A 21,935-nucleotide genomic window follows, 5' to 3' on the forward strand; every position below is an offset into this window, starting at 1 on the left:
AATCCGCCAGCGGTAATGGGTACAGTTGCGATCGCCCTTAGATTGCGCTTCACTTCACCCTCCCCTGGAGGGCCCTCCAGGGGAGGGAAAAAGAAACCAGCGCCAACGCTCGGTCTTACCCGATCGCGACGCCGCTGCCGATGGTGCGGTTGATGACCTGCGTGGTTTTTTCGATGCGGTCGGCGGCGGCGTTGAGCGCGTTGGCGACGGCGACCTGGGTGGCCTTGGCGCGGTCGGCGGCGGCGGTGCGGACGTTGCGCAGGGTTTCGAGTTCGCCCTCCAGCGCGCGGATGCGCGCGTTGGCATCCAGCAGTTCGTCGCACACGGTGAGCGCGGCCATCACGGTGAGACGCGCATCGCCGATTTCGCCGAACTTGCCGCGCAACTCTCCGACCCGCGATTCCAGGCTCTCGGCGAGCTTCAACAGCCGCACCTCCTGCCCTTCCTCGCAGGCCATGCGGTACTGCCGGCCGTTGATGGTGACGTTGATGTGACTCATTCACTCTCCCCGGCGTCGGCATCGAGCACCGCACGGATGGTGCCGATTGCGGCATCCAGCTTTTCCGATATCTCGCGGTTGGCGCGCTCCAGCCGCCGCGTCTTCACCAGCGAACCGTCGAGTTCGTCGGCGAGCCGCGAGCGATCGGCGCCGAGCGCCTGGATCCGGCTCGCCAGCTCGTTCTCGTCGCGGTCGGCGTCGCGCCGCCGCTCGGCCGCAGCCTCGAGCGCATCGAGCGCCATCATCAGGCGCCGTGTGGCGGCGTCGATGTCGGCATAGACCGGCTCGGCATTGCCGGCCCCGTTGGTGTGACGATCGCTCATGAGAGACAGCGCGCACCCTCGCGGTAGGCCCGCCGCGCGGCAGCAAAATCCGCGGTTCGGCAAGCGGTTAGAGCACGAAATTTACGTGGCAAGCGAGCCAAGCGCAACGCCCGCGCGAAGCTATGCACTGCTAAGCAACTTTTCGCATGGCAAGGGCGTTTCCACGCCTTGGACTCCCGGGGATTGAGGTGCTATCCAGCCCGCACTTTCCCTCAAACACGCCCGTATTGCGGCCTTCGCCCGGTACATACCCTAACCAAGCACCTCATTTCAGGCGGATTTCCATCATGACGCAGGTCGATCATACCCGTATGGCCAATGCGATTCGCGGGCTTGCCATGGATGCCGTCGAAAAGGCGAAATCCGGCCATCCCGGCCTGCCAATGGGCGCCGCCGACATCGCGACCGTACTGTTCACGCAGTTCCTCAAATTCGATGCGGCGGCTCCGACCTGGCCCGACCGCGACCGCTTCGTGCTCTCGGCCGGCCACGGCTCGATGCTGCTCTATGCGCTTTTGTACCTGACCGGCAACAAGGACATGACGCTCGATCAGATCCGGAATTTCCGTCAGCTCGGCTCCAAGACGCCGGGACATCCGGAGAATTTCGAGACCAGCGGCGTCGAGACCACCACCGGCCCGCTCGGCCAGGGCATCGCAACCTCGATCGGCATGGCGCTGGCGGAAAAGATGCTGGCCGCCGAGTTCGGCAAGAAGGTGGTGAGCCACCACACCTACGTGCTCGCCTCCGACGGCGACCTGATGGAAGGCGTATCGCAGGAAGCGATCGCGATGGCCGGGCACTGGAAGCTGAACAAGCTGATCGTGCTGTATGACAACAACGGCATCTCGATCGATGGCCCGACCTCGCTCGCCGATTCGGTCGACCAGGTTAAGCGCTTCAAGTCCGCGGGCTGGGCGGCCGAACTGATCGATGGCCAGGACCCGAAGGCGATTGCCGCCGCGATCGCCCGCGCGCAAAAATCCAACAAGCCGTCGCTGATCTCCTGCAAGACCACGATCGGTTACGGCGCGCCGACGCGGGCCGGCACGGCGAAGGCCCATGGCGAGGCGCTCGGCGCCGACGAGCTCAAGGGCGCCAAGGAAAAGCTCGGCATTTCGCTCGACGCCTTCTCGGTGCCTGACGATGTGCTGAAGGCATGGCGTGCCGCCGGTAGCCGCGGCGCTGCCGCGCGCGAGGAATGGGAAAGCGTTTTCGCCGAGCTCGGCCCGCGCAAGCGCGCCGAGTTCGAGCGGCGGATGCGGCACGAGCGGCCGGCCGCGCTCTCGAAGGCGCTGCGGGCGCACAAGAAGGCGCTATTGGAATCGCCGCTGAATGTTGCCACGCGGAAATCTTCGGAAGCCGCGATCGAGGCGATCGCCGCTGCGATGCCGATGGAATTCCTCGCCGGCTCCGCCGACCTCACCGGCTCCAACAACAACAAGGCGAAGTCGGCCGTGGCGTTCTCGGCCAAGGCGCCGAAGGGCCGCTTCATCCATTACGGGATCCGCGAGCACGGCATGGCCGCGGCGATGAACGGCATCTTCCTGCATGGCGGCTTCGCGCCGAACGGCGCGACCTTCCTGGTGTTCACGGACTATGCAAGGCCTGCGATGCGGATCGCCGCGCTGATGGGCGCGGGCGTCGTCTACGTGATGACCCATGATTCGATCGGGCTCGGCGAGGACGGGCCGACGCATCAGCCGGTCGAGCATCTCGCGGCGCTTCGCGCCATTCCCAACATGCGCGTGTTCCGCCCGTGCGACGCCGTCGAGGTCGCGGAATGCTGGGAACTGGCGCTCAACCGGGTCGATGGCCCGACGGTACTGGCGCTGACCCGCCAGAACCTGCCGCAGCTTCGCACCAGTGCCCCCAACGATAATCCTTGCGCGCATGGCGCCTATGAGCTGGTCGCGGCGCAGGGCGAGGCAAAAGTGTCGCTGTTCGCCTCGGGCTCCGAGGTCGAGATCGCGGTGGCAGCCCAAAAGCAACTGAGCGAGCGTGGCATCGCGTCGCGGGTGGTCTCGGTACCCTCGCTCGAGCTCCTGCTGGCGCAGCCGGCGGACCGAAAGAAAGCCATTATCGGCAATGCGCCGATCAAGGTCGCCATCGAGGCCGCGGTACGCTGGGGCTGGGACGCCGTGATCGGCCAGGATGGTGAATTCATCGGCATGCACGGTTTCGGGGCCAGCGCTCCGGCCAAGGACCTTTTCAAGCACTTCGGAATTACAGCCGAGGCTGCGGTTAACGCTGTCCTGAAGCGCGTGGGCTGACGGTTGAGCTGTGGGGGAAAAAGGACTACCTAAACCCCCATATTGACCGTTCCCGCCCGGCCGAACCGGGCGTTCCGCCGTCAGCACCTCCGTGGAACGTCTTCGCGGGGCGGGCACCGGCTATCAGAGGAGAAACCAGCATGGCAGTCCGCATCGGGATCAACGGATTTGGCCGCATCGGCCGCAATATCTTGCGCGCCATCGCAGAATCCGGCCGCAAGGATATCGAAGTGGTCGGCATCAACGATCTCGGCCCGGTCGAGACCAACGCCCACCTGCTGCGTTTCGATTCCGTGCATGGCCGTTTCCCCGGCACCGTGACCGTCGACGGCGACTCGATCAGCCTCGGCAACGGCAAGATCAAGGTTTCCGCCGAGCGCGACCCGTCGAAGCTGCCGTGGAAGGCGCTCGGCGTCGACATTGCGCTGGAATGCACCGGCATCTTCACGGCCAAGGACAAGGCCTCCGCACACCTGACCGCCGGCGCCAAGCGCGTGCTGGTCTCGGCGCCCGCCGACAACGCCGACGCCACCATCGTCTACGGCGTCAACCATGACACGCTGACCAAGGATCACCTGGTCGTCTCCAACGGCTCCTGCACCACCAACTGCCTGGCGCCGCTCGCCAAGGTCTTGAACGACACCGTCGGCATCGAGACCGGCTTCATGACCACGATCCACGCTTACACCGGCGACCAGCCGACGCTCGACACCCTGCACAAGGATCTCTATCGCGGCCGTGCGGCGGCGATGTCAATGATCCCGACCTCGACCGGTGCGGCGAAGGCGATCGGCCTCGTGCTCCCCGAACTGAAGGGCAAGCTCGACGGCGTCGCGATCCGCGTGCCGACCCCAAACGTCTCGGTGGTCGATCTCAAGATCGTCGCCAAGCGCGCAACCGATGCCAAGGAAATCAACGCGGCGATGAAGCGCGCCTCCGAGCAGCAGCTCAAGGGCATCCTTGGCTACACCACCGCGCCGAATGTCTCGATCGACTTCAACCACGATCCCCACTCGTCGACGTTGCACGAGGACCAGACCAAGGTGCAGAACGGCACGCTGGTGCGCGTGATGTCCTGGTACGACAATGAATGGGGTTTCTCCAACCGCATGGCGGACACCGCCGTGGCGATGGGGAAGCTGCTGTAAGTCTCGTGTCCCGGACGCGGCGCGGCACGAAGTGGTGCGACGCAGAGCCGGGACCCACTCCAGCGTAGAGGTCCCGGTTCTGCACAGCGGCGCTTGGCGCCGCAGTGCGCCCGGGACAAGAGAGCGCAAATGCCGAAAACATTCCGCACCCTCGATGACGTCGACGTGAAGGGCAAGCGCGTGCTGCTGCGCGTCGACCTCAACGTGCCCATGGAGAACGGCCGCGTCACCGACGCGACCAGGCTCGAGCGCGTCGCGCCGACCATCACCGAAATTTCCGACAAGGGCGGCAAGGTGATCCTGCTCGCCCATTTCGGCCGCCCGAAGGGGCGCGACGCCAAGGATTCGCTGAAACCCGTCGCGGCAGCGCTCAGCCACGTCATCAAGAAGCCGGTTGCGTTTGCCGACGACTGCATCGGCGAGGCTGCCGCCAAGGCCGTCGGCGCCATGAAGGACGGCGATATCCTCTGCCTGGAAAACACCCGTTTCCATAAAGAGGAAGAGAAAAACGATCCGGCGTTCGTAGCCGAACTGGCAAAGCTCGGCGACATCTGGGTCAACGACGCCTTTTCGGCGGCGCACCGCGCGCACGCTACGACCGAAGGTCTTGGCCACAAGCTGCCCGCCTACGCCGGCCGCACCATGCAGGCCGAACTCGACGCGCTGGGCAAAGCACTGGAAGCGCCGACCAAGCCGGTTATCGCGATCATTGGCGGCGCAAAAGTCTCCACCAAGATCGACCTGCTCGAAAATCTCGTTACCAAAGTCGATGCGCTGGTGATCGGCGGCGGCATGGCCAACACCTTCCTGCACGCGCAGGGCGTCGGCGTCGGCAAGTCGCTGGCGGAAAAAGACCTCGCCGCAACCGCGCTGCGTATCCTGGAAAAAGCCACCGCTGCGAACTGCGCCATCATCCTCCCCGTCGATGCCGTGGTCGCCTATCACTTCGCCGCCAACTCGCCCTCGCACGCCTATGGTCTCGACGCTATCCCGGCCGACGGCATGATCCTCGACGTCGGGCCGCAATCGATCGCGCGGATTCACGCCGCGATCGACGACGCCGCGACGCTGGTCTGGAACGGCCCGCTCGGCGCGTTCGAAATGACACCGTTCGACCGCGGCACGGTGGTTGCGGCCAAGCACGCAGCGGAGCGCACCAAGGCGAAGAAACTGATCTCGGTCGCCGGCGGCGGCGACACGGTCGCGGCGCTGAATCAGGCCGGCGTGGCCGATGATTTTTCCTACGTCTCGACGGCCGGCGGCGCGTTTCTCGAATGGATGGAAGGCAAACCGCTTCCTGGCGTCGAAGTTCTCAAACTGCGTTAGACCTGGACTCAATGAAGCGCCGAAGGCGCGGCAAATACAGGAGAATTTGAATGGCTCGCATTACCTTGCGTCAACTGCTCGATCATGCGGCAGAGCACGATTACGGTGTGCCGGCGTTCAACATCAACAACATGGAGCAGGCGCTCGCCATCATGGAGGCTGCCTCCTCGGTCGACGCGCCCGTCATCATCCAGGCCTCGCGCGGCGCGCGCTCCTATGCCAATGACGTGATGCTCAGGCACATGATGGACGCGGTCACCGAAATCTATCCGCAGATCCCGGTCTGCGTGCATCTCGACCACGGTAACGAGCCCGCGACCTGCATGACCGCGATCCAGGCCGGCTTCACCTCGGTCATGATGGACGGCTCGCTCAAGGCCGACGGCAAGACCCCCGGGGATTGGGACTACAATGTCGGCGTGACCAAGACGGTCACCGACATGGCCCATCTCGGCGGCATCTCGGTGGAAGGCGAGCTCGGCGTGCTCGGCTCGCTGGAGACCGGCATGGGCGACAAGGAGGACGGCCATGGCGCCGAGGGCAAGCTCTCGCACGACCAGTTGCTCACCAACCCCGACGAAGCCGTGAAGTTCGTCAAGGAGACCAAGGTCGACGCGCTGGCGATCGCGATGGGCACGTCGCACGGCGCCTACAAGTTCACGCGCAAGCCGGACGGCGACATCCTCGCCATGAACGTGATCGAGGAAATCCATCGCAAGCTGCCGAACACGCATCTGGTGATGCACGGCTCGTCCTCGGTACCGCAGGACCTGCAGGAAATCATCAATGCCAATGGCGGCAAGATGAAGCCGACCTGGGGTGTGCCGGTATCCGAGATTCAGCGCGGCATCAAGAACGGCGTGCGCAAGATCAACATCGATACCGACAACCGCATGGCGATGACCGGGCAGATCCGCAAAGTCTTCAAGGAGAATCCTGAAGAGTTCGACCCGCGCAAATATCTCAAGCCCGCGATGGAAGCGATGGCCAAGCTGTGCAAGCAGCGGCTGCAGGAATTCAATACCGCAGGCCAGGCCAGCAAGATCAAGAAGGTACTGACGACGGCCGAAATGGCCAAGCGGTACGGCAAGGGTGAACTGGACCCGCGGGTCGCCTGAGCCGGCGCCCCGCGCCTTGCAAACACCCGGGGTGCGACGAACGTTTTCTAGGCAATTGCCCGAGAACCGCCTATTTTGGTGCGCAAGGGCATGATGTTTTCGGAGAACGTTCCCATGAATCTTGCTGACCTCAACAAGGTTGCCCTCGCCATGGTCACCCCAGGCAAGGGCATTCTCGCCGCCGACGAATCCTCGGGCACGATCAAGAAGCGTTTTGACGCCATCAAGGTCGAATCCACGGAGGAGAACCGCCGCGACTACCGTGAAATGCTGTTCCGCTCCACCGAGGCGATGAGCAAGTACGTCTCGGGCGTCATCCTCTACGACGAAACCATCTGGCAGAACGCCAAGGACGGCACGCCGCTGGTCAAGCTGATCGAGCAGTCCGGCGCCATCCCCGGCATCAAGGTCGATGAAGGAACGCAAGCGCTGCCGCACTGTCCGGGCGAACTGGTGACCGTCGGCCTCGACAAGCTCGCCGAGCGCCTGAAGAAATATTACGAGCGCGGCGCGCGCTTCGCCAAGTGGCGTGCAGTGATCGATATCGGCAGCGGCATCCCCACGCAGACGGCGATCCAGGTCAACGCGCATGCGATGGCGCGCTACGCCGCGCTGTGCCAGACGGCGCAGATCGTGCCGATCGTCGAACCGGAAGTGCTGATGGACGGCGATCACGATATCGACCGCTGCTACGACGTGACCCAGCGTGTGCTGAACAAGACATTCCAGGAATTGCGGGTCCAGCGTGTCGAGCTCGAGGGCATGGTGCTGAAGCCCAACATGGCCATTTCAGGCAAGAAGTGCGGAAAGCAGGCTTCCGTCGAGGAAGTTGCGGAGAAAACCGTCCGTCTCCTGAAGGCGTGCGTTCCCGCGGCCGTGCCCGGCATCGCCTTCCTCTCTGGCGGACAATCCGATGAGGAAGCGACCGCGCATCTGAATGCCATGAACCGGATCGGCGGCCTGCCCTGGCGGCTGACCTTCTCCTATGGCCGGGCGCTGCAGGCGGCGCCGCAGAAGGCGTGGTCGGGTAAGGCCGAGAACGTCGCCGCAGGCCAGCGCGCGTTCACACACCGTGCGCGGATGAACGCGCTGGCGAGCAAGGGCGAGTGGGACACCGGCCAGGAAAAGAAGGTCGCCTAGACTTGTCCAACAAACCCGTTCCGCCGCGCCCGGCGCCGCGCCTCTATCTCGCGACGCCCGAGGTGGACGATCCATCGCAGCTCGCAAACCAGCTTCCGGAGCTGTTGGCCGCGGCCGACGTCGCGGCGGTGCTGCTGCGGCTGAAGCAGACCGACCAGCGCACGATGATCGCGCGCGTGAAAGCACTCGCGCCCGCGATCCAGAATGGCGGCGCGGCGCTGTTGCTCGACGGCCATGTCGAGTTGGTGGCGCGTGCTGGCGCCGACGGTGCGCATCTGACCGGCCTCGCCGCGCTGGAAGACGCCTGGCCGTCGCTGAAGCCGGACCGCATCGCCGGCATCGGCGGCCTTGCCACGCGGCACGATTCGATGGCCGCGGGCGAAGCGGGCGCCGACTACGTGCTGTTCGGCGAGCCCGATGCCAAGGGCCAGCGGCCATCGACTGAAGCGATTGCCGAACGCCTGCAATGGTGGGATGAACTGTTCGAGCCGCCCTGCGTCGGCTTTGCCGCCTCGCGCGAGGAGCTTTTCGAATTTGCGGCTGCCGGCGCCGATTTCGTGCTGGTCGGCGATTTCATCTGGGCCGACCCGCGCGGCGCCAAGGCGGCGCTGATCGACGCCGCGCAGGTAATCGCGCAAGCGTACGAAGCGGCGTTCGGAAAAGCCAGAGCTGGTACCGATAAGTCCGGCACGGATAAGGCCGGGCACGGATAACGCCGGATAATGAAACTCCTGCGTCCCATATCGCTGCTTGCGGGCCTCTTGATGACGATGGCCGGCGCCTCCGCGCAGGTCTCGCTGACGCCGCCTGCCGCGCAGCCGCCCGCCAGCCCGCCGCCGGCGAAAAAGGAAGCGCCGCCCAAGCCAAAAGCTCCGCCTGCGGCGAAGCAGCCCGCCGCGCCGCCGAAGCCAGCGGCAGCACCCAAACCGGCGGCAACGCCCACGCCCGCCCCCTCGCCCACGGCGGCCTTCGAGGATCCCAACGTCGATCTCGTCTACGGCGCCTACCAGCGCGGCATGTACAAGACGGCGTTCGATCTCGCGACGACGCGCGCGCAATATAACGGCGACCCAAAGGCGATGACGATGCTGGGCGAGCTCTACGCCAACGGGCTCGGCATCAAGCGCGACTATGCGAAGGCCGCTGATTGGTACCAGCGTGCGGCCGATGCCGGCGACCGCGAGGGCATGTTCGCGCTCGCTATGATGCGGCTGTCCGGCCGCGGCGGGTCTACCAATCGGGAGCAGGCCGTCAAGCTCCTGGCCTCCGCGGCCAAGCTCGGCAACCCGAAGGCGGCCTACAATCTGGCGCTGCTCTACCTCGACGGCAACACGCTGCCGCAGGATGTCCGGCGCGCTGCCGAACTGCTGCGCGTTGCAGCCGACGCAGGCAGTCCGGAAGCACAATACGCGTTAGCTACCTTCTACAAGGAGGGCACCGGCGTGCCGAAGGACATCGACAAGGCGGTGCGGCTGCTGCAGGCGGCATCGCTAGCCGACAATGTCGACGCCGAGGTCGAGTACGCGATCGCGCTGTTCAACGGCACCGGCACGCCGAGGAACCAGGTTGCGGCGGTCGCGCTGTTGCGGAAGGCAGCGCGGCAGAACTCGCCGATCGCGCAGAACCGCCTCGCCCGCGTGCTCGTGAGCGGCTTGGGGGTGCAGATGGACAAGATCGAAGGCCTGAAGTGGCACCTTGTCGCCAAGACCGCCGGCAAGGGCGATCCCGAACTGGATGAGAGGCTCTCGGAGCTCAATCCCGAGGATCGCGCCAAGGTAGAGGCGGCGGCGCGGAAATGGACCGGTACCGCCGACAAATCACGCCTTGACGGCGGCATATCAGCAGGGCACCCAGTCCCTAAACCCTGACGGCATTGCGCCGTTCCCTCTCACTATAAGCGCTCGCATCATGCTGTATTCAGCCCTTATCAACGTCATGGTGAAAGCCGCGCGTCGCGCCGGCCGCAGCCTCAAGCGCGACCTCGGCGAGATCGAGCATCTGCAGGTGTCGCTGAAGGGGCCGGCGAACTTCGTCACCAAGGCCGACAAGCGCGCCGAGGAAATGCTGTACGAGGACCTCGCCAAGGCACGGCCCGGCTACGGCTTCATCGGCGAGGAAGGCGGCACGCGCGAGGGCGCCGACAAGACCCACACCTGGATCGTCGATCCGCTCGACGGCACCACCAACTTCCTGCACGGCATTCCGCAGTTCGCGATCTCGATCGGCCTGCGGCGCGAAGACACCGTCATTGCCGGCGTGATCTACAACCCGGCCAATGACGAGTTGTACATCGCGGAGCGCGGCAAGGGCGCGTTCCTCAACGACCAGCGGCTGCGCGTCGCCGGCCGCCGCCAGCTCAACGAATGCGTCGTCGCCTGCGGCCTGCCGCATATCGGCCGCGGCGACCATGCGCTGGCGCTGAAGGAAATGGCCGCGCTGCAGAACAAGGTCGCCGGCTTCCGCCGCTTCGGCGCCGCCTCGCTCGACCTCGCCTTCGTCGCCGCTGGCCGCCTCGACGGCTACTGGGAACGCAACCTGTCGCCGTGGGATGTCGCAGCAGGGCAGATCATGGTGCGGGAAGCAGGCGGCACGATCTCTGATATCGGCGGCAATGACGATGCGCTGAAGACCGGGCACGTGGTCTGCGGCAACGAGTTCGTGCACGGCGAATTGGTGAAGATACTCGGGCCGCTGGGAAAATAGGGCGACGGTTCCAAGCCGCGCGCCGTCGCTTCATCCGCGATCGGGTGATGCAGCCTTCCGGAGGCGGCGGAAGCACACGGAGGAGCCTCGGCGCTCCCAGCCAAAAATATTGAAAACAACCCCATGCACAGTAGCCGGCACTCGTCGAGTGCCGAAGTAGCATTTGACACGTCGGGCAAATCAGCGAGACAAGACCATCATCCACCGATGGTAGCGATTATAACAAGTCGTGCGGGGGCCATAGGTCGCGGGCATGTCGCGCCATGGCGCACCTGAACGCAGGACCCAACGATGCCATCGAGCACGCGGCGGCCATCTACTCGCCGAACGCCGCGCGGCTTGTTCGGCAATATCGGCTTAATGGCGGTCCACTCATGTTCGCTGAATTCGTAGCGCATGATTCGAGGCTTCGGTTTCGAAGCTTGAATGACGTCCAAGGTAGCGCCATCAATCCGCCCCGGCCCCTAGCGAAACCGCCAATGCTCTGAATTTACTTCCGCTTTCGGAGGCATAGCCGACATGGCCGGACTTGCCGCTGGGTCGCCCGTGTTGCGATCGACCCGTTGCGGACATCAGGAGTCGCTCAACGAACGGTAGCTGAGGCCATCCCCTGGCCCTTACAGTGTGCTACCTTGAGCCGGCACGATCCCCTGTCTTCGGCCCGGAGCCGTTGCACCGTGACCCATGATCATAACCTGGCATGGACCGAGGAAGGCCGCTTCCGCGGTGCCCTCGACGATGTGATAATCATCCCACTTGTTTTTGTCGCGCTCGCTGCAAACAAAATCCTGCGTTTCATTCTTTCGATCTTGATGCGGCTGCTCGACTACGCCTTCCCTTTAGCAATGCAGATTGTTTGGCTTCCGCTCTTCGCGGCCAGGGTTCTTGGCAATGTCATCGTTACTGTCATAAACGGCGCGTTGCGCTTCCTTCCCCTTTCCGAGACGAAACGTCGACAGTGGAGTCTATCGATCCGCCGGAACTGGTGGTGGCTCCGGCGGAAAATCAGCTATCGGGCGTTCGAACATGCTGTGTACATTGCCTTTGAAAGCGGCATGGCATGGGTGTTCCGAAAATGCCGACATCTCACTCCGAACACCGCATTGCTCGTGATCCTGGGTGCGGTACTTTGGCTCCCGATCTCTTTCGGGGCTGCAACGGCAATGCACGCGATATTGTTTGCCAAGGTCACGTCCTGGCCGGCTTGGATGCAACTCTTGCATCCGCTGGCAACGGTCATCGCCAAGAGCAAGCTTTTGGTGCTGCCGGTGTACCCGGCCGCCTGGCCACAGGCCAAGAAACATCCGTTCGTTCAGCGCGTATTCAAGAGCTATGAAACCATCAAGCGCCTGTATGTGATCAAAAAGGTCGGTTTTCGCTATCGGCAGGCAGATACCGCCGGCGTCGCGGCGGTTGAAAGGCTCGAGCGCACCGCCGGCCTCGCATCGGCGGTAAGGTGGCTGGGCAACGCGCATGTCGCCGAACATTTCGGCGTCGAAAGGCCCACTCAGAAATTGCGTTCGTTCTTCTCGAGATGGTCAATTCAGTTCTCTGCCGAATACTACGAAGCGAAGGAACGGCAAGCCTCAGGAGCAAGCGACGAACGCTGAGATGATCATTGGGCTGAACCGGACTCCGCGTGGCCATCGCGGAATCGACGCGAATGACCCGAACCGGAAATTGTTGCCTCGCGAGACCCGCACTGCGTCGGGATGTCCTGTTACCAAAAGTGCGGGACATCAAGAGCCAAAGGTTAAGCTATGTCATCCGTAGCTAGAGTCTGCCGCGCGGCTTTCTCTTGTGCGATAATTCCTTCGAGCCGCGAGATGTTTTCCAGCAGGCGCTGGCTGGTCAGGACGAGAAAGTAATAGCCGAATTGCGGATTTTGAAAGTAGATTTCGAGCAGCCTTTCATAAGTTATGGTCAGGACTTGTCCGTCTTCTATGCATTCGACGGTCGCGGTTCGCCGTTTATTGGGAGTAAGGAAGCCAAGTTCGCCCATGAGACGTCCCGGCGGAATTTCGACGCTGATCTCCGTGACCAGGAACTTTCCAGTGACCGTCAGGAACATCTCGGTGGCCGCATCATCTTTCTTGAACAATTTATCGCCGCTGCGATATTTGCGCTCGGTCATGAACGGTTTGAGCCATTCCAACGAGGTATCGCCCTCCGTCGCGATGCGTGCCCTCTTGATCAGATTGAGCATCTGGCGGAGGCGAATTGCATTGATCGGCAGCAACAGCAGATACAGGATAAAAGTCCCGACGTTTCCGGAGAGCGCGCCAAAGGCGACGAAGAATGTACAGCCGGCCATGTTCGCGACGCGCAGCGGCACCATTGTATGCATCAGCAAGGTAGCGACAAGAAAGATGGCGCCAACCAGGGCGAACATATTGGCAAGCGTGATGTTGGCCAGCACAATTTCCAGCAGCCGGTTGAATAGTGCGTCGTAGGTGATGTTGTTCGGATCGAGACCCATCTGAACCAGAATCTTTGCGATCCTGAGATTGTCCGCCGCCGCATCAAGAATGCGGTCTAGTATCGTTGAAGAATCCGCACTGCTGGACTCCATCGGATCATCCTCCGCGCAAAGCCGTCGGTATTCGTCGGATATCCCGGATACTGATAATTGAAGTCGGATAACGACCGTTTGAGTAAGATTACCAGCGGTCTCGGTGCAATCGATCGATTTTACCTCGGGCGGTGAATTCGGCAATTGCCCGCTCTCTAGTTCGCTTTGCCGTTGCATCTGCCCTGAGCTGAAGAGAGGTAATGCCGGCTCCCAGGCGGCTTTCGCAAGTGCAGGGCAATAGTGTCGCAAAAATCGGGAACTTCCGAGTCTGGCACTTTTCGGACCTGACAGGGTTTGGCTGACGATGCCCGTTGTTGAGGGCAAAGCGGGCTTCCCAGTTGCGCACTCAGACTTCTGAGTTTGACCCATATCGGAAGTCAGCGTCTGCGCCACGACGCCTCGGTAGTGACCATTCCGACCGTCCACCGCTGCCAGATATCGACATTCATTTACCGGATAGGATGCCTCGCGGATCGCAATCTCGGTGCGAGGCGACGTAGTCGATTTCGCCGCGCGTAATACCGATATCCATAAGCTCCCTGTCACTTAAGTCGCACAAGTTGGCCAGTAATCTCCGGCGTTTGCGCCACTCCTGAAATGCATTCCAATATGTTTCGAGAGGACTGTACGCCTGCCGCCTTGCGGTTACCGGCCCCAGCTCAGTGGTCTCGCGGATCGTGCTCATTAGCATGTGTCCTGTCTGGACTGTTCACTAGGCAGAAGTTGCCGCAAGATGCGCGGGCGGGCTTAACTGGTGGCTTACATTTCTCTTACCGGCGGCTTACTCTTCATGCGCTAGTACAGAGGCGCCACCGAGAAGGAATGGCAGCTTGCGCTATCTTTTCGAGGAATGCGCATTCGACACCGACCGGCGCGAGCTGCATCGGGGGACCGATGCGGTGTCGATCACACCGCAGGTTTTTGACCTGCTCGCTTACCTGATCCGCAACAGGGAGCGGGTTGTCAGCAAGGACGACCTCATCAAAGCCATTTGGAATGGGCGCAGCGTCTCTGACGCGGCGCTGACGACCCGCCTGAATGCCGCCCGGGGTGCAATCGGCGATTCCGGCGAGGAACAGCGCTTCATCAAAACACTACCGCGCAAGGGCTTCCGCTTCGTCGGACAGGTGCGGGAGGCGCGAGAAGTTGCGGGCCCAAATCCGGGCGATGCGCCCGAGAGCGCTCTTGTTCCCGACAGGCCCTCCATCGCCGTGCTGCCGTTCGCGAACATGTCTGGCGATCCCGAGCAGGAGTACTTTGCGGACGGGATGGTTGAGGAGATCACTACCGCGCTTTCGCGGTTCAAATGGTTGTTCGTGATCGCTCGAAATTCGAGTTTCACCTTCAAGGGCAAAGCCGTCGACATCAAGGAAGTCGGGCGCAGGCTTGGCGTGCGCTATGTCCTTCAGGGGGCGGTGCGCAAGGCGTCGGGGAAAGTTCGCATCACGGGCCAGTTGATTGAAGCGGCTACGGGCGCACACATTTGGGCGGACAAGTTCGAGCGTGACATGACAGAAATTTTCGCGCTGCAGGACGACATCACGGTCGCCGTTGTCTCAGCTATTCAGCCAAAGTTGTTTCAAACAGAAATTGCAATGGCGACGCGGCGGCGACCGGAAGACCTCACCGCGTATGATCTTTTGCTCCGGGCTATACAGCAAGCCGTCCCATTGACTCGCGAAGGGTTGGCCGAGGCACTCCGACTGGTCCAGCGTGCCTTGGAGCTTGACCCTGGGCTTGCTGGTGCTGCCGCTCTGGCAGGCGCCTGTCACGCGGAAAACGTGGTTAGGAACTACGCCATCGATCTTCAATTCGAACGCAAGGAAGCCGTTCGGCTCATGCGCTTGGCATTGAGCCTCGACGATGGTGATCCAGACACGTTGGCAAGTGCTGCCTTGATCTCGGCACTTCTGGTCGGCGATTGTGAGACTGAGATCGAGATGTCCGACCGGGCGGTTAAGCTCAACCCAAATTCATATCGCGCGTGGCACTGCAGAGGCTGGGTCTATAAGATTGCGGGGCAGCCAGAGGAAGCGATCCGGAGCTTTGAACGTGCCATGCGCATGAGCCCAGTAGACCCGCAACTATACACAGCGTTTACCGGGATGGGATTTGCCTTTATTGAGCTTCGTCGCTTTGACGAGGACATCGTTGCAGGGAAGAAAGCCCTGCGGCAGAACCCTGGCTATCCAGGACCGTACCGCTGCCTCGCGTCCGCTTTCGCCCATCTCGGACGCGACGCTGAGGCCCGTGAGGCGGCGGCTCGTGCGGTTGAGATCGACCCCGCTTTCACAATATCGGCGTGGATCGCTCGGAGCCGGATATCAACAAATGCGAAGCTGATGATTGAGGGTTTTCGCAAAGCGGGGTTGCCCGAGTAGTTCTCCAATGTCCACGAGGTGATTGAATAGCGGCACTCTTCTGCGGCGCACGAGTCCGGTTATGGCCCCGATTCGGACATTGAGGACGTCGGCTTCGGCCGCAACCATCTGCGCTTCGATATGGGTGTTGACTCGCAGGCACGCGCACCATGCATGGGGCCTTGGCGCGGAACCGCCGCGCGCAGTAGGCGTTGTTGTCGCGGCCGCACCGACGGGAGAACGCGATGAAAATGTCCTTGTGCACGGTACTATGTGCGGCCGCATTGATGTTCGCGGCCGGTGCTGCCTCCGCTGATCCCTGGAAGGACGAGAGTGGTAAGGGCCGCTGGCGCGGTGATACCGGGTGGGGCGACTCGGAGCGCAAATCCAAGTTTCGCACCGCCGGCGGCTGCGAGGTCGAGTGGAAAAAGGGCGAATACGAAGAGAAGGTGAAGTGCAAGCCCGGCCGCTACGGCTACCGATACTGATCCGCATTGCCCACTCTACCTGCAAGGAGTAGTGCCGCGCAATGCACGGGCGCCATCGTGTCAATCCGCAATGGCAGCTTTTGGCCCACACCGACGAAATCCCGCGCTCGTCCAAATGTCGGCTGTTAAGGGTCGACCGGAAATGCCTGACGTATGGCCAAAACGACGCGACTGGCGAGCAGGCTTTGGAAACTGTGCCCCCCGTCAGCATATATTTGGGCACAAGGAGGTGCGATATGGCGACAACAGCTACTCAAGTCGTTCTTGATACGCCTGCGGCGGAGTTTCGGCTTCCGGCCACCGACGGCAAGACTTACGCACTGGACGACGTTGCGGGCGAAAAAGGCACGGTCGTCGTCTTCATCTGCAACCATTGTCCCTATGTTAAAGCGGTGATCGACCGCATGGTTTCGGACGCCCGCGTGCTGATGACGGAGAGCATAGGCTTTGTGGCGATTTGCTCGAACGATGCGGCGAGCTATCCCGAAGACTCATTTGAGAATATGAAGCGTTTCGCGAAGGCTCATGATTTCCCGTTTCCATATCTCCACGACGAGACCCAGACAGTCGCTCGGGCGTATGGAGCGGTCTGTACGCCGGACTTCTTCGGTTACAATGCCGACCGCAAGCTCAAGTATCGCGGCCGGCTCGACGAAGGCCGCACAACTCCGCCTCGCGCGGGGGCGCCCCGAGAGCTTGTCGAGGCCATGCGCGCGATTGCGACCACCGGTCTGGCGCCGGCTGACCAAAAGGCGTCTATTGGCTGCTCGATCAAATGGAAGGACGAGTAAAGCCGAGCCCTGTCACCATGTTTCGTATCTAAGACCGCCGCGTGCGGCAGCATTTGCTGCACATGTGCGATTTTGACTAGCGGCATCACGAGGGCCCAACGGCGGCTGCCGGAGTCGCATTTCGCCCCTTCTGCTTCAGGTCTGCTTCCAGGGCAACACGGACATCAACCGGTGAGATACCCGGCTAAGTCGGTCGGAAAATGGACCCATCTCCGACATAACGCTCCGGCCCCTAGCCACGCGCATGCCCTGAGTTCGCCCTAGGCGATTCGATCGTCACAGCCGTCCTACAAAGTGCTAGGCTGCTTAGGACGTATTTCCAACTATCTTGAGGCTGGGCGAGTCACCTGCGGAATAGTCCGCCCACCACACCCCCCACAACGCCGTGCACCGCGCCGCCGAGCGCGCCGATTGGACCGCCGACACCACGCGAATGGCGAGTATGGCTCCCAGCGCGACGACGGTCTTGACGGCCGGATTTGCTAGCCTCTGCCGCGGCGTCCGTTAGTACCCTGTGCTGGGCGGCGTTGAGGAAGCCAGTGGTAGGGTAGCCGTGCTCCTCCTGCCAGCGCGCGATGACGGCACGAGTCGATTCGTCGAACTTCCCATTGACCTTGGTCTTGAACCCGAGCTTGGTTAGCCCACGTTGCACTCCACGACGCTTTGCCTTGGTGAGGCCGATCTGTTCCTCGGTCTCCTGAGTCGCTTCGTCGGTAGCGATTGCCGTTTCGGCGGGGGCCAACGCTTCGCGAGGCGTGCTGCTCAGACCAGCCTTAGCAAAGTGCGCGCTGTCGACGATCGCTAGGATGCACAATGCCAGGATCAAGGCGCGCATGGCCTTCCTTCGCCCCCAAGTCTGCCGATGGTTCGGTCTAGAAAGTAAAGATACACCGCGCCGTCCTGAACTATCAACGTCCGACGGCGCCACTCCGCTTCGTCGCAGAGGTAACTGTTGCCCGCGGCACACGGTTCCCTAGCCTCGCGCCGATTGTTACGCCGCATTGCACGCGGGGGGCATGGGATCGGCGCATCGCCCTTGCAGCTTAGAGACGTCTAGAGCAAGCGCCGCCGAAGTCAGCTTCTGGCCCCAAGCCGCCGGTAAAGGCCGATTAACTGAGTGACCCACTTTGATTTTGCGAGCATTTTTTGCGAGATCGATGCGCGAATGAACACTGCATGAACGCCGGTTTCAGCCAATGAACAACCGCACGGCGCTAAGCGTAACCAGATCAGACGCCAGAGGAGGATGGGCAATGAAATACGCACTCGCCGCGCTCTGCGCACTCACAATGCTGGCGGCTCCGGCCGCTGCCGATCCATGGAAAGACGAGAGCGGCAAAGGCCGCTGGGGCTACTATGATCGCGGGCACCGCGCCTACGGTTATGACCGCGAATACAAGCAGGAATTCCGCCAAGGAAACTGTAAGATCGAACGCAAGTGGGAGCGCGGCGGCGAGTATAAGGAAGAGATCAAGTGCAAAGGCGGATACCGCTACTAGCTACACTACCGCAGAGCGTTGTCGTCCTGCTCGCCTTCGGTGTCATCTGGCTAGCAGTGGTAGCCGCAATCATCGGTACATTCGCCTTGTTCAAGTAAGGCCGCCTCAGTTGGCGGCCTCTTTCGTTTCGAATGTCACCTGTTGGCCCATAGCGTCGTTTCGCTGCTATGCAGCGGCACGTCGGCTATCGGGGCCTAGCGGACTCTGGCGCGGCGTCAGCCCGGCAAATTTATGGGTGCACGGACTGGATGCATCGGCCGCCGCCTGCGCCAAGACTTCTCGACGGCCCGAGACCGCAAGTCCCTGCCAAGCCCTGCGCGTCGCGGGGTCACGGAGCATAACAGCGTCTCTTCAGAGGAAAAAGTCATGAAAAAGCTTGGCATAAACATCGCCCTGGTTGCCAAACACCAGCGTAAGTCGGCATAGAGCGGCTCCGCCACAGCAACGACGCCGATTTGCGTTCTCAGCCGAGAGGTCGGCTTTGCCTGAAATGGAAATTGTTCGGAGTGAACCTCCTGGCCACGGCGCGCGCCTGGCCCTCGCATGTCTCCAGCGCGATCTTCTGGGCAAGCATGACGTCTCCGATCGGCAGAGCGCCGATCGGCATGAAACACAGCCCCTCCTGCAGGCGACCTCTTTTGTCGATCTCGCACACATTCACCGAGGCCCCGGCGTGGATCCTGTACCGCTTTCCGCTGTCGCTTCCGACGACCTCGAAGTAGCCCTTTCTGGCGAACTGCTCTCGCTGTGCCGGCGACAACCATTCTCGCAAGAGCCGCAGCGAGCGGCCCTCCGCCGTGCCCTCGGCGCCGTGCCTGATGAAGAGGGCTCGCGTCGCGCTTATGCGCGAGCGGCCGCCCGGCGGCCACGGTCGAAAGCCGAACATGGCCGGGCCGGTTACCCGCCGACCAGCCTGGGGAAGAAGACAGTTTCTTCCGCAGTGGGGTCGAACGATCGTAGGTGCGAGGTCTGACCCGGACCCGTCCTAACTGCCGCGGTGAAGCCGGCATTGGTGAGCTCGTAGAACCGCTGCTCCGCTTTCGCCAGTTCTTGTGCGTCATCCGAATTGAAGGGGTGACGGCGGTCGCCGCTGCGGTCCATCACGATCTGGATCGGCATGATCGTCCTCCTGGGATTGCTGGTGGCAAGGACCTGCTCCAGTATCCGACCGACCTCACGGACTTTCAAGAAGAACATTCCATCGCAATCGCCGGTCGTCTGCCGATCGCAGCAAGCGCAATCAGGCTGGCAGACACTCCGGGCAGGTGTCGCCGAGCGAGTCCAGGACGTCCCGAACTTCAGCGACGGCCGCCTCCGGAGAGACGCCGGACGGCGGATCCTGACGGGCGATGACGAGAGCGCGCTCTTGGGCATGGGGGATCAGCGCGGGCCTGCATCCAGCCATGCTCCTCGCATCGCGGATCGCTCCGGCTTCCTGCAACACGGAGACGGCCCAGCCCCGCAGCGTCCTCATGGCGGGCTGCCGTTCCTTCGTCATCCGCATCGAAATGGCTCCTGCCGAAGACCAATCTGACCGAACCGTCTTCCGTTCCGGGGACCGGTTCTGACCAAGCGCGTGATCCATCGCGATCCGAATTCCGCTGGCGCCATTCAACGGTGGAAGCTGGCGAACGCGTCATCCGGATGCTGGCCGACATGCGCCGCTAAGGCGGCGATCGCGCGCGGCGATGCATGGTCCGGCTGCTCGCCGGGATGGGATCGGTGCCGCCTTCGCAGCTGCAAAATCCCCGTCTCACCCCAAAGTTCTGACTTAGAACTGCAAGCGTCAGAACCTTTCCGGTGTTCACGGTGTTGACTTTGTGAGTTCCGCGCGCTGGACGGGGACGAAGCCGTCCGCGCCCTCACCGGGAGGAAGTCACCATGAATACGACGTTTACGAGCATTCGGGATTGGAGCGAGGCTTTGCTCACATCCCTTGCGGCCGCGATGGCCGTATTCTTCGCCGCCATTCCCAAGATCCTTGCATTTGCCGCGATCCTAATTATCGGCTGGTTCGTCGCGGCCTTAGTGGCAAGCGCAATCGCGGCGGTGCTTCGGCGAGTCCGCTTCAACGAACTATCCACGCAATCGGGGTTCACCGGCTTCGTTCATAACATGGGGCTGGAGACTGATGCCTCGGGAGCGATTGCCCTCACGACGAAATGGTTCATCAGGCTGATCGCGCTTGTGGTTGCGTTCGACGCTTTGGGTCTACCGGCTGTTTCGGACGTGTTGCGACAACTCCTGTTGTGGATTCCCAACCTTATCGTCGGAATCGTCGTTCTCGTCATCGGTGGCTTGGCGGCGAATGCCCTGGCTAACTTGGTCCGAGGCGCCACGGCACAGGCCGACCTGGGCAATCCCGACCTCCTCGCCAAGATTGCAAAGGTCATGGTGTGGGCCTTCGCCATCGTCATAGCCGTGAACCAGATCGGTGTTGCACAGACGTTGGCCAACACGCTGTTCACGGCTGTCGTCGGCGCAGCAGCTCTCGCGCTCGGTCTGGCCTTCGGGCTCGGTGGACGAGAGACTGCAGCCGAGATTGTCCGTCGATGGTACGACTCGTCGCGAGGTGTCGCGTCGAAGCTCGACGAAGCTGCTGAAGCCGGCCGTCGCTTGGGCGAACACGCGGCAGGTACTTCCCAACCGCCGCGCCAGTCCAGCAGGTGAACATGATGATACCGGAAGACGCGAAGGCGACGATTGAGCATGTTCCGCAGAACACTGGACGCGATGGTGCCGTCGACCTTGTTGCCAAGATGCACGAGTTCGGCGTCTTCTCGCATTCTGCCGCCGCCAGGGAGCTATACTGCAGCTCGAACGGGGCACGCTGGTACCTAGCCTGTGACGCTGACAGAGTTTCTGTTGTGCACGTGCCCAACGTCTCTTCCGGCGGACGCACGGAGAAGTTAGAGATCAGGGAATTCTTAGCGCGAGGCGGAGACGGACCGGAGCATCAAGAGTTGTTGCGTCTCATTGGGACGCTGGTGGAGGCTATTTAGCCCGAGGGCGCTGCTGTCTTGATCTCGCTGCTGCGCCATAGGCCTAGCCTCCAATCACAGGGCCAATGGTGTGAGGTGGCCCGGCCTTGGCTCTCAAACCTCGTACAGGGGCAGCTACGCACGCATTCATGAGTACAAGCGAAGCGGACGTTGTTTCGATATGCTGTCCTCAAAGGGACTGAAGACAACCGCTCGGTGAGTTCGCGGCCATCATTGCGCGCATTGGAGGCCTCATGCGATTCATTTTCCGTGTTCTCGCCGCATCCGCGGTTCTCGTCTTCTATCTCCCCGTGATCTCGGGAGTCATGCTTGCGACTGCTGATGCGACTGGTGGGTTGCCGGGCACTCTCACCGGCTGGTGGAAGTATATCGGCGATGTGATCGCCGAAGGCGCTGGCTTTTCTGCAAGCTACAAAGAGAACATGTTCACTATATGGGGCATCGCCGCGCTCCTCAGCGTCATCGGTCACACACTGCTTTCGATTTCGAGGGCGTGGATGCATCGATGAGGAATTTCGGAAACCCCGCTATTTGCCTTAACGCAACCCGAAGGGAATGACTGCGCGGTCGTGCACCAGATCGCTCGCGGCCTGCGCGGCTGTCCGCTTCCGGCACATAGCGTCGTTTCGCTGCTATGCAGCGGCACGTCGGCTATCGGGGCATGGCGGGGTCTGGCGCGGCGTCAGCCCGGCA

23 protein-coding genes and 2 pseudogenes are annotated in these 21,935 nt (G+C 62.2%); 16 read left to right on the top strand and 9 right to left on the bottom strand.

What is annotated here, in order from left to right; genetic code table 11:
* Window positions 1–115: 115 nt before the first annotated feature.
* Window positions 116–499, bottom strand: a complete 384-nt coding sequence (locus tag V1290_RS14925; RefSeq protein ID WP_028349229.1) for a cell division protein ZapA — start codon at window positions 497–499, stop codon at window positions 116–118.
* Window positions 496–822 carry a DUF4164 domain-containing protein gene (locus V1290_RS14930; RefSeq protein WP_334365110.1) on the bottom strand — a complete coding sequence of 109 codons (327 nt, stop codon included), beginning with the start codon at window positions 820–822 and terminating at the stop codon, window positions 496–498. Before V1290_RS14930 ends, V1290_RS14925 begins: the two co-directional genes overlap by 4 nt.
* 287 nt (window positions 823–1,109) lie before the next feature.
* Between V1290_RS14930 and tkt the strand changes: the two genes are divergently transcribed.
* The 8 genes from tkt to V1290_RS14970 all read left to right on the top strand — a co-directional run bounded on the left by tkt (window position 1,110) and on the right by V1290_RS14970 (window position 10,530).
* Window positions 1,110–3,095, top strand: coding sequence for a transketolase (tkt, locus tag V1290_RS14935; protein WP_334365111.1), 1,986 nt, complete (start codon window positions 1,110–1,112; stop codon window positions 3,093–3,095).
* A gap of 140 nt (window positions 3,096–3,235) precedes the next feature.
* Complete coding sequence (gene gap / locus V1290_RS14940) at window positions 3,236–4,243, top strand: type I glyceraldehyde-3-phosphate dehydrogenase (protein ID WP_334365112.1); 1,008 nt, start codon at window positions 3,236–3,238, stop codon at window positions 4,241–4,243.
* 129 nt (window positions 4,244–4,372) lie between these two features.
* The gene (locus V1290_RS14945; protein ID WP_334365113.1) at window positions 4,373–5,569 is read left to right on the top strand and encodes a phosphoglycerate kinase; all 1,197 of its coding nucleotides are present in this window, start codon (window positions 4,373–4,375) and stop codon (window positions 5,567–5,569) included.
* 50 nt (window positions 5,570–5,619) lie between these two features.
* Window positions 5,620–6,687, top strand: a complete 1,068-nt coding sequence (gene fba / locus V1290_RS14950; protein ID WP_334365114.1) for a class II fructose-bisphosphate aldolase — start codon at window positions 5,620–5,622, stop codon at window positions 6,685–6,687.
* Window positions 6,688–6,801: 114 nt separating this feature from the next.
* A complete protein-coding gene (locus V1290_RS14955; protein WP_334365115.1) occupies window positions 6,802–7,827 on the top strand; it encodes a class I fructose-bisphosphate aldolase in 1,026 nt (341 codons plus the stop codon).
* Window positions 7,828–7,829: 2 nt separating this feature from the next.
* Window positions 7,830–8,540 carry a thiamine phosphate synthase gene (locus tag V1290_RS14960; RefSeq protein WP_334365116.1) on the top strand — a complete coding sequence of 237 codons (711 nt, stop codon included), beginning with the start codon at window positions 7,830–7,832 and terminating at the stop codon, window positions 8,538–8,540.
* 9 nt (window positions 8,541–8,549) lie between these two features.
* Window positions 8,550–9,695, top strand: a complete 1,146-nt coding sequence (locus tag V1290_RS14965; RefSeq protein WP_334365118.1) for a tetratricopeptide repeat protein — start codon at window positions 8,550–8,552, stop codon at window positions 9,693–9,695.
* A 40-nt stretch (window positions 9,696–9,735) separates the two neighbouring features.
* Window positions 9,736–10,530 (top strand): inositol monophosphatase family protein, encoded by a 795-nt coding sequence (locus V1290_RS14970; protein WP_334365119.1) that lies wholly within the window; start codon window positions 9,736–9,738, stop codon window positions 10,528–10,530.
* A gap of 201 nt (window positions 10,531–10,731) precedes the next feature.
* On the opposite strand, the pseudogene V1290_RS14975 reads toward V1290_RS14970, so the two are convergent.
* A pseudogene (locus V1290_RS14975) lies at window positions 10,732–10,928 on the bottom strand (transposase); the annotation flags it as partial.
* A gap of 279 nt (window positions 10,929–11,207) precedes the next feature.
* Here V1290_RS14975 and V1290_RS14980 point away from each other — a divergent pair.
* Complete coding sequence (locus tag V1290_RS14980) at window positions 11,208–12,140, top strand: hypothetical protein (RefSeq protein ID WP_334365121.1); 933 nt, start codon at window positions 11,208–11,210, stop codon at window positions 12,138–12,140.
* 143 nt (window positions 12,141–12,283) lie between these two features.
* Here V1290_RS14980 and V1290_RS14985 read toward each other — a convergent pair whose 3' ends face one another.
* Window positions 12,284–13,495, bottom strand: coding sequence for a Crp/Fnr family transcriptional regulator (locus V1290_RS14985; protein WP_334365122.1), 1,212 nt, complete (start codon window positions 13,493–13,495; stop codon window positions 12,284–12,286).
* 52 nt (window positions 13,496–13,547) lie between these two features.
* Window positions 13,548–13,793 (bottom strand): DUF1127 domain-containing protein, encoded by a 246-nt coding sequence (locus V1290_RS36530; RefSeq protein ID WP_334411814.1) that lies wholly within the window; start codon window positions 13,791–13,793, stop codon window positions 13,548–13,550.
* 139 nt (window positions 13,794–13,932) lie between these two features.
* Here V1290_RS36530 and V1290_RS14990 point away from each other — a divergent pair, with 139 nt between their 5' ends.
* The 3 genes from V1290_RS14990 to V1290_RS15000 all read left to right on the top strand — a co-directional run bounded on the left by V1290_RS14990 (window position 13,933) and on the right by V1290_RS15000 (window position 16,741).
* Window positions 13,933–15,483: a winged helix-turn-helix domain-containing tetratricopeptide repeat protein gene (locus V1290_RS14990; protein WP_334365123.1), complete on the top strand. Its 1,551-nt coding sequence runs from the start codon at window positions 13,933–13,935 to the stop codon at window positions 15,481–15,483.
* Window positions 15,484–15,707: 224 nt separating this feature from the next.
* Window positions 15,708–15,950 carry a hypothetical protein gene (locus V1290_RS14995; RefSeq protein ID WP_442894122.1) on the top strand — a complete coding sequence of 81 codons (243 nt, stop codon included), beginning with the start codon at window positions 15,708–15,710 and terminating at the stop codon, window positions 15,948–15,950.
* Between the two features lie 236 nt (window positions 15,951–16,186).
* Window positions 16,187–16,741, top strand: a complete 555-nt coding sequence (locus tag V1290_RS15000; protein ID WP_334365124.1) for a thioredoxin family protein — start codon at window positions 16,187–16,189, stop codon at window positions 16,739–16,741.
* A 343-nt stretch (window positions 16,742–17,084) separates the two neighbouring features.
* Here V1290_RS15000 and V1290_RS15005 read toward each other — a convergent pair whose 3' ends face one another.
* Entirely contained in the window at window positions 17,085–17,576 is a 492-nt protein-coding gene (locus V1290_RS15005; protein ID WP_334365126.1) for a peptidoglycan-binding domain-containing protein, read from the bottom strand.
* Between the two features lie 418 nt (window positions 17,577–17,994).
* On the opposite strand from V1290_RS15005, the gene V1290_RS15010 reads away from it, so the two are divergent.
* The gene (locus V1290_RS15010) at window positions 17,995–18,240 is read left to right on the top strand and encodes a hypothetical protein (protein ID WP_334365127.1); all 246 of its coding nucleotides are present in this window, start codon (window positions 17,995–17,997) and stop codon (window positions 18,238–18,240) included.
* A 463-nt stretch (window positions 18,241–18,703) separates the two neighbouring features.
* On the opposite strand, the gene V1290_RS15015 is transcribed toward V1290_RS15010, so the two are convergent.
* The 3 genes and pseudogenes from V1290_RS15015 to V1290_RS15025 all read right to left on the bottom strand — a co-directional run bounded on the left by V1290_RS15015 (window position 18,704) and on the right by V1290_RS15025 (window position 19,744).
* Complete coding sequence (locus V1290_RS15015; RefSeq protein ID WP_334365128.1) at window positions 18,704–19,126, bottom strand: hypothetical protein; 423 nt, start codon at window positions 19,124–19,126, stop codon at window positions 18,704–18,706.
* An 11-nt stretch (window positions 19,127–19,137) separates the two neighbouring features.
* On the bottom strand, window positions 19,138–19,359 hold the full coding sequence (locus tag V1290_RS15020) for a hypothetical protein (RefSeq protein WP_334365129.1): 222 nt from the start codon (window positions 19,357–19,359) through the stop codon (window positions 19,138–19,140).
* A gap of 121 nt (window positions 19,360–19,480) precedes the next feature.
* Window positions 19,481–19,744, bottom strand: a pseudogene (locus V1290_RS15025) (hypothetical protein).
* A 377-nt stretch (window positions 19,745–20,121) separates the two neighbouring features.
* Between V1290_RS15025 and V1290_RS15030 the strand changes: the two are divergent.
* From V1290_RS15030 to V1290_RS15040, 3 genes are all read left to right on the top strand, one after another.
* Window positions 20,122–20,910, top strand: coding sequence for a mechanosensitive ion channel family protein (locus V1290_RS15030; protein ID WP_334365130.1), 789 nt, complete (start codon window positions 20,122–20,124; stop codon window positions 20,908–20,910).
* Window positions 20,911–20,912: 2 nt separating this feature from the next.
* Window positions 20,913–21,242: a hypothetical protein gene (locus V1290_RS15035; RefSeq protein WP_334365131.1), complete on the top strand. Its 330-nt coding sequence runs from the start codon at window positions 20,913–20,915 to the stop codon at window positions 21,240–21,242.
* A gap of 233 nt (window positions 21,243–21,475) precedes the next feature.
* Complete coding sequence (locus V1290_RS15040) at window positions 21,476–21,751, top strand: hypothetical protein (protein ID WP_334365132.1); 276 nt, start codon at window positions 21,476–21,478, stop codon at window positions 21,749–21,751.
* Window positions 21,752–21,935: the final 184 nt, after the last annotated feature.

It is taken from the genome of Bradyrhizobium sp. AZCC 1578 (assembly GCF_036924675.1).
In the GTDB taxonomy this organism is placed as follows: Bacteria; Pseudomonadota; Alphaproteobacteria; order Rhizobiales; family Xanthobacteraceae; genus Bradyrhizobium.

Bases quoted from the DNA above. Each gene is read 5' to 3' on its own strand.
- V1290_RS15010 (WP_334365127.1), top strand. From the start codon at position 17,995: ATGAAATACGCACTCGCCGCGCTCTGCGCACTCACAATGCTGGCGGCT.
- V1290_RS14945 (WP_334365113.1), top strand. From the start codon at position 4,373: ATGCCGAAAACATTCCGCACCCTCGATGACGTCGACGTGAAGGGCAAG.
- V1290_RS15005 (WP_334365126.1), bottom strand. From the start codon at position 17,576: ATGCGCGCCTTGATCCTGGCATTGTGCATCCTAGCGATCGTCGACAGC.
- V1290_RS14930 (WP_334365110.1), bottom strand. From the start codon at position 822: ATGAGCGATCGTCACACCAACGGGGCCGGCAATGCCGAGCCGGTCTAT.
- V1290_RS15000 (WP_334365124.1), top strand. From the start codon at position 16,187: ATGGCGACAACAGCTACTCAAGTCGTTCTTGATACGCCTGCGGCGGAG.
- V1290_RS15035 (WP_334365131.1), top strand. From the start codon at position 20,913: ATGATGATACCGGAAGACGCGAAGGCGACGATTGAGCATGTTCCGCAG.
- tkt (WP_334365111.1), top strand. From the start codon at position 1,110: ATGACGCAGGTCGATCATACCCGTATGGCCAATGCGATTCGCGGGCTT.
- fba (WP_334365114.1), top strand. From the start codon at position 5,620: ATGGCTCGCATTACCTTGCGTCAACTGCTCGATCATGCGGCAGAGCAC.
- V1290_RS15030 (WP_334365130.1), top strand. From the start codon at position 20,122: ATGAATACGACGTTTACGAGCATTCGGGATTGGAGCGAGGCTTTGCTC.
- V1290_RS14965 (WP_334365118.1), top strand. From the start codon at position 8,550: ATGAAACTCCTGCGTCCCATATCGCTGCTTGCGGGCCTCTTGATGACG.
- V1290_RS14925 (WP_028349229.1), bottom strand. From the start codon at position 499: ATGAGTCACATCAACGTCACCATCAACGGCCGGCAGTACCGCATGGCC.
- V1290_RS15040 (WP_334365132.1), top strand. From the start codon at position 21,476: ATGCGATTCATTTTCCGTGTTCTCGCCGCATCCGCGGTTCTCGTCTTC.
- V1290_RS15015 (WP_334365128.1), bottom strand. From the start codon at position 19,126: ATGTTCGGCTTTCGACCGTGGCCGCCGGGCGGCCGCTCGCGCATAAGC.
- V1290_RS14970 (WP_334365119.1), top strand. From the start codon at position 9,736: ATGCTGTATTCAGCCCTTATCAACGTCATGGTGAAAGCCGCGCGTCGC.
- V1290_RS14955 (WP_334365115.1), top strand. From the start codon at position 6,802: ATGAATCTTGCTGACCTCAACAAGGTTGCCCTCGCCATGGTCACCCCA.
- V1290_RS15020 (WP_334365129.1), bottom strand. From the start codon at position 19,359: ATGCCGATCCAGATCGTGATGGACCGCAGCGGCGACCGCCGTCACCCC.
- gap (WP_334365112.1), top strand. From the start codon at position 3,236: ATGGCAGTCCGCATCGGGATCAACGGATTTGGCCGCATCGGCCGCAAT.
- V1290_RS36530 (WP_334411814.1), bottom strand. From the start codon at position 13,793: ATGCTAATGAGCACGATCCGCGAGACCACTGAGCTGGGGCCGGTAACC.
- V1290_RS14995 (WP_442894122.1), top strand. From the start codon at position 15,708: ATGAAAATGTCCTTGTGCACGGTACTATGTGCGGCCGCATTGATGTTC.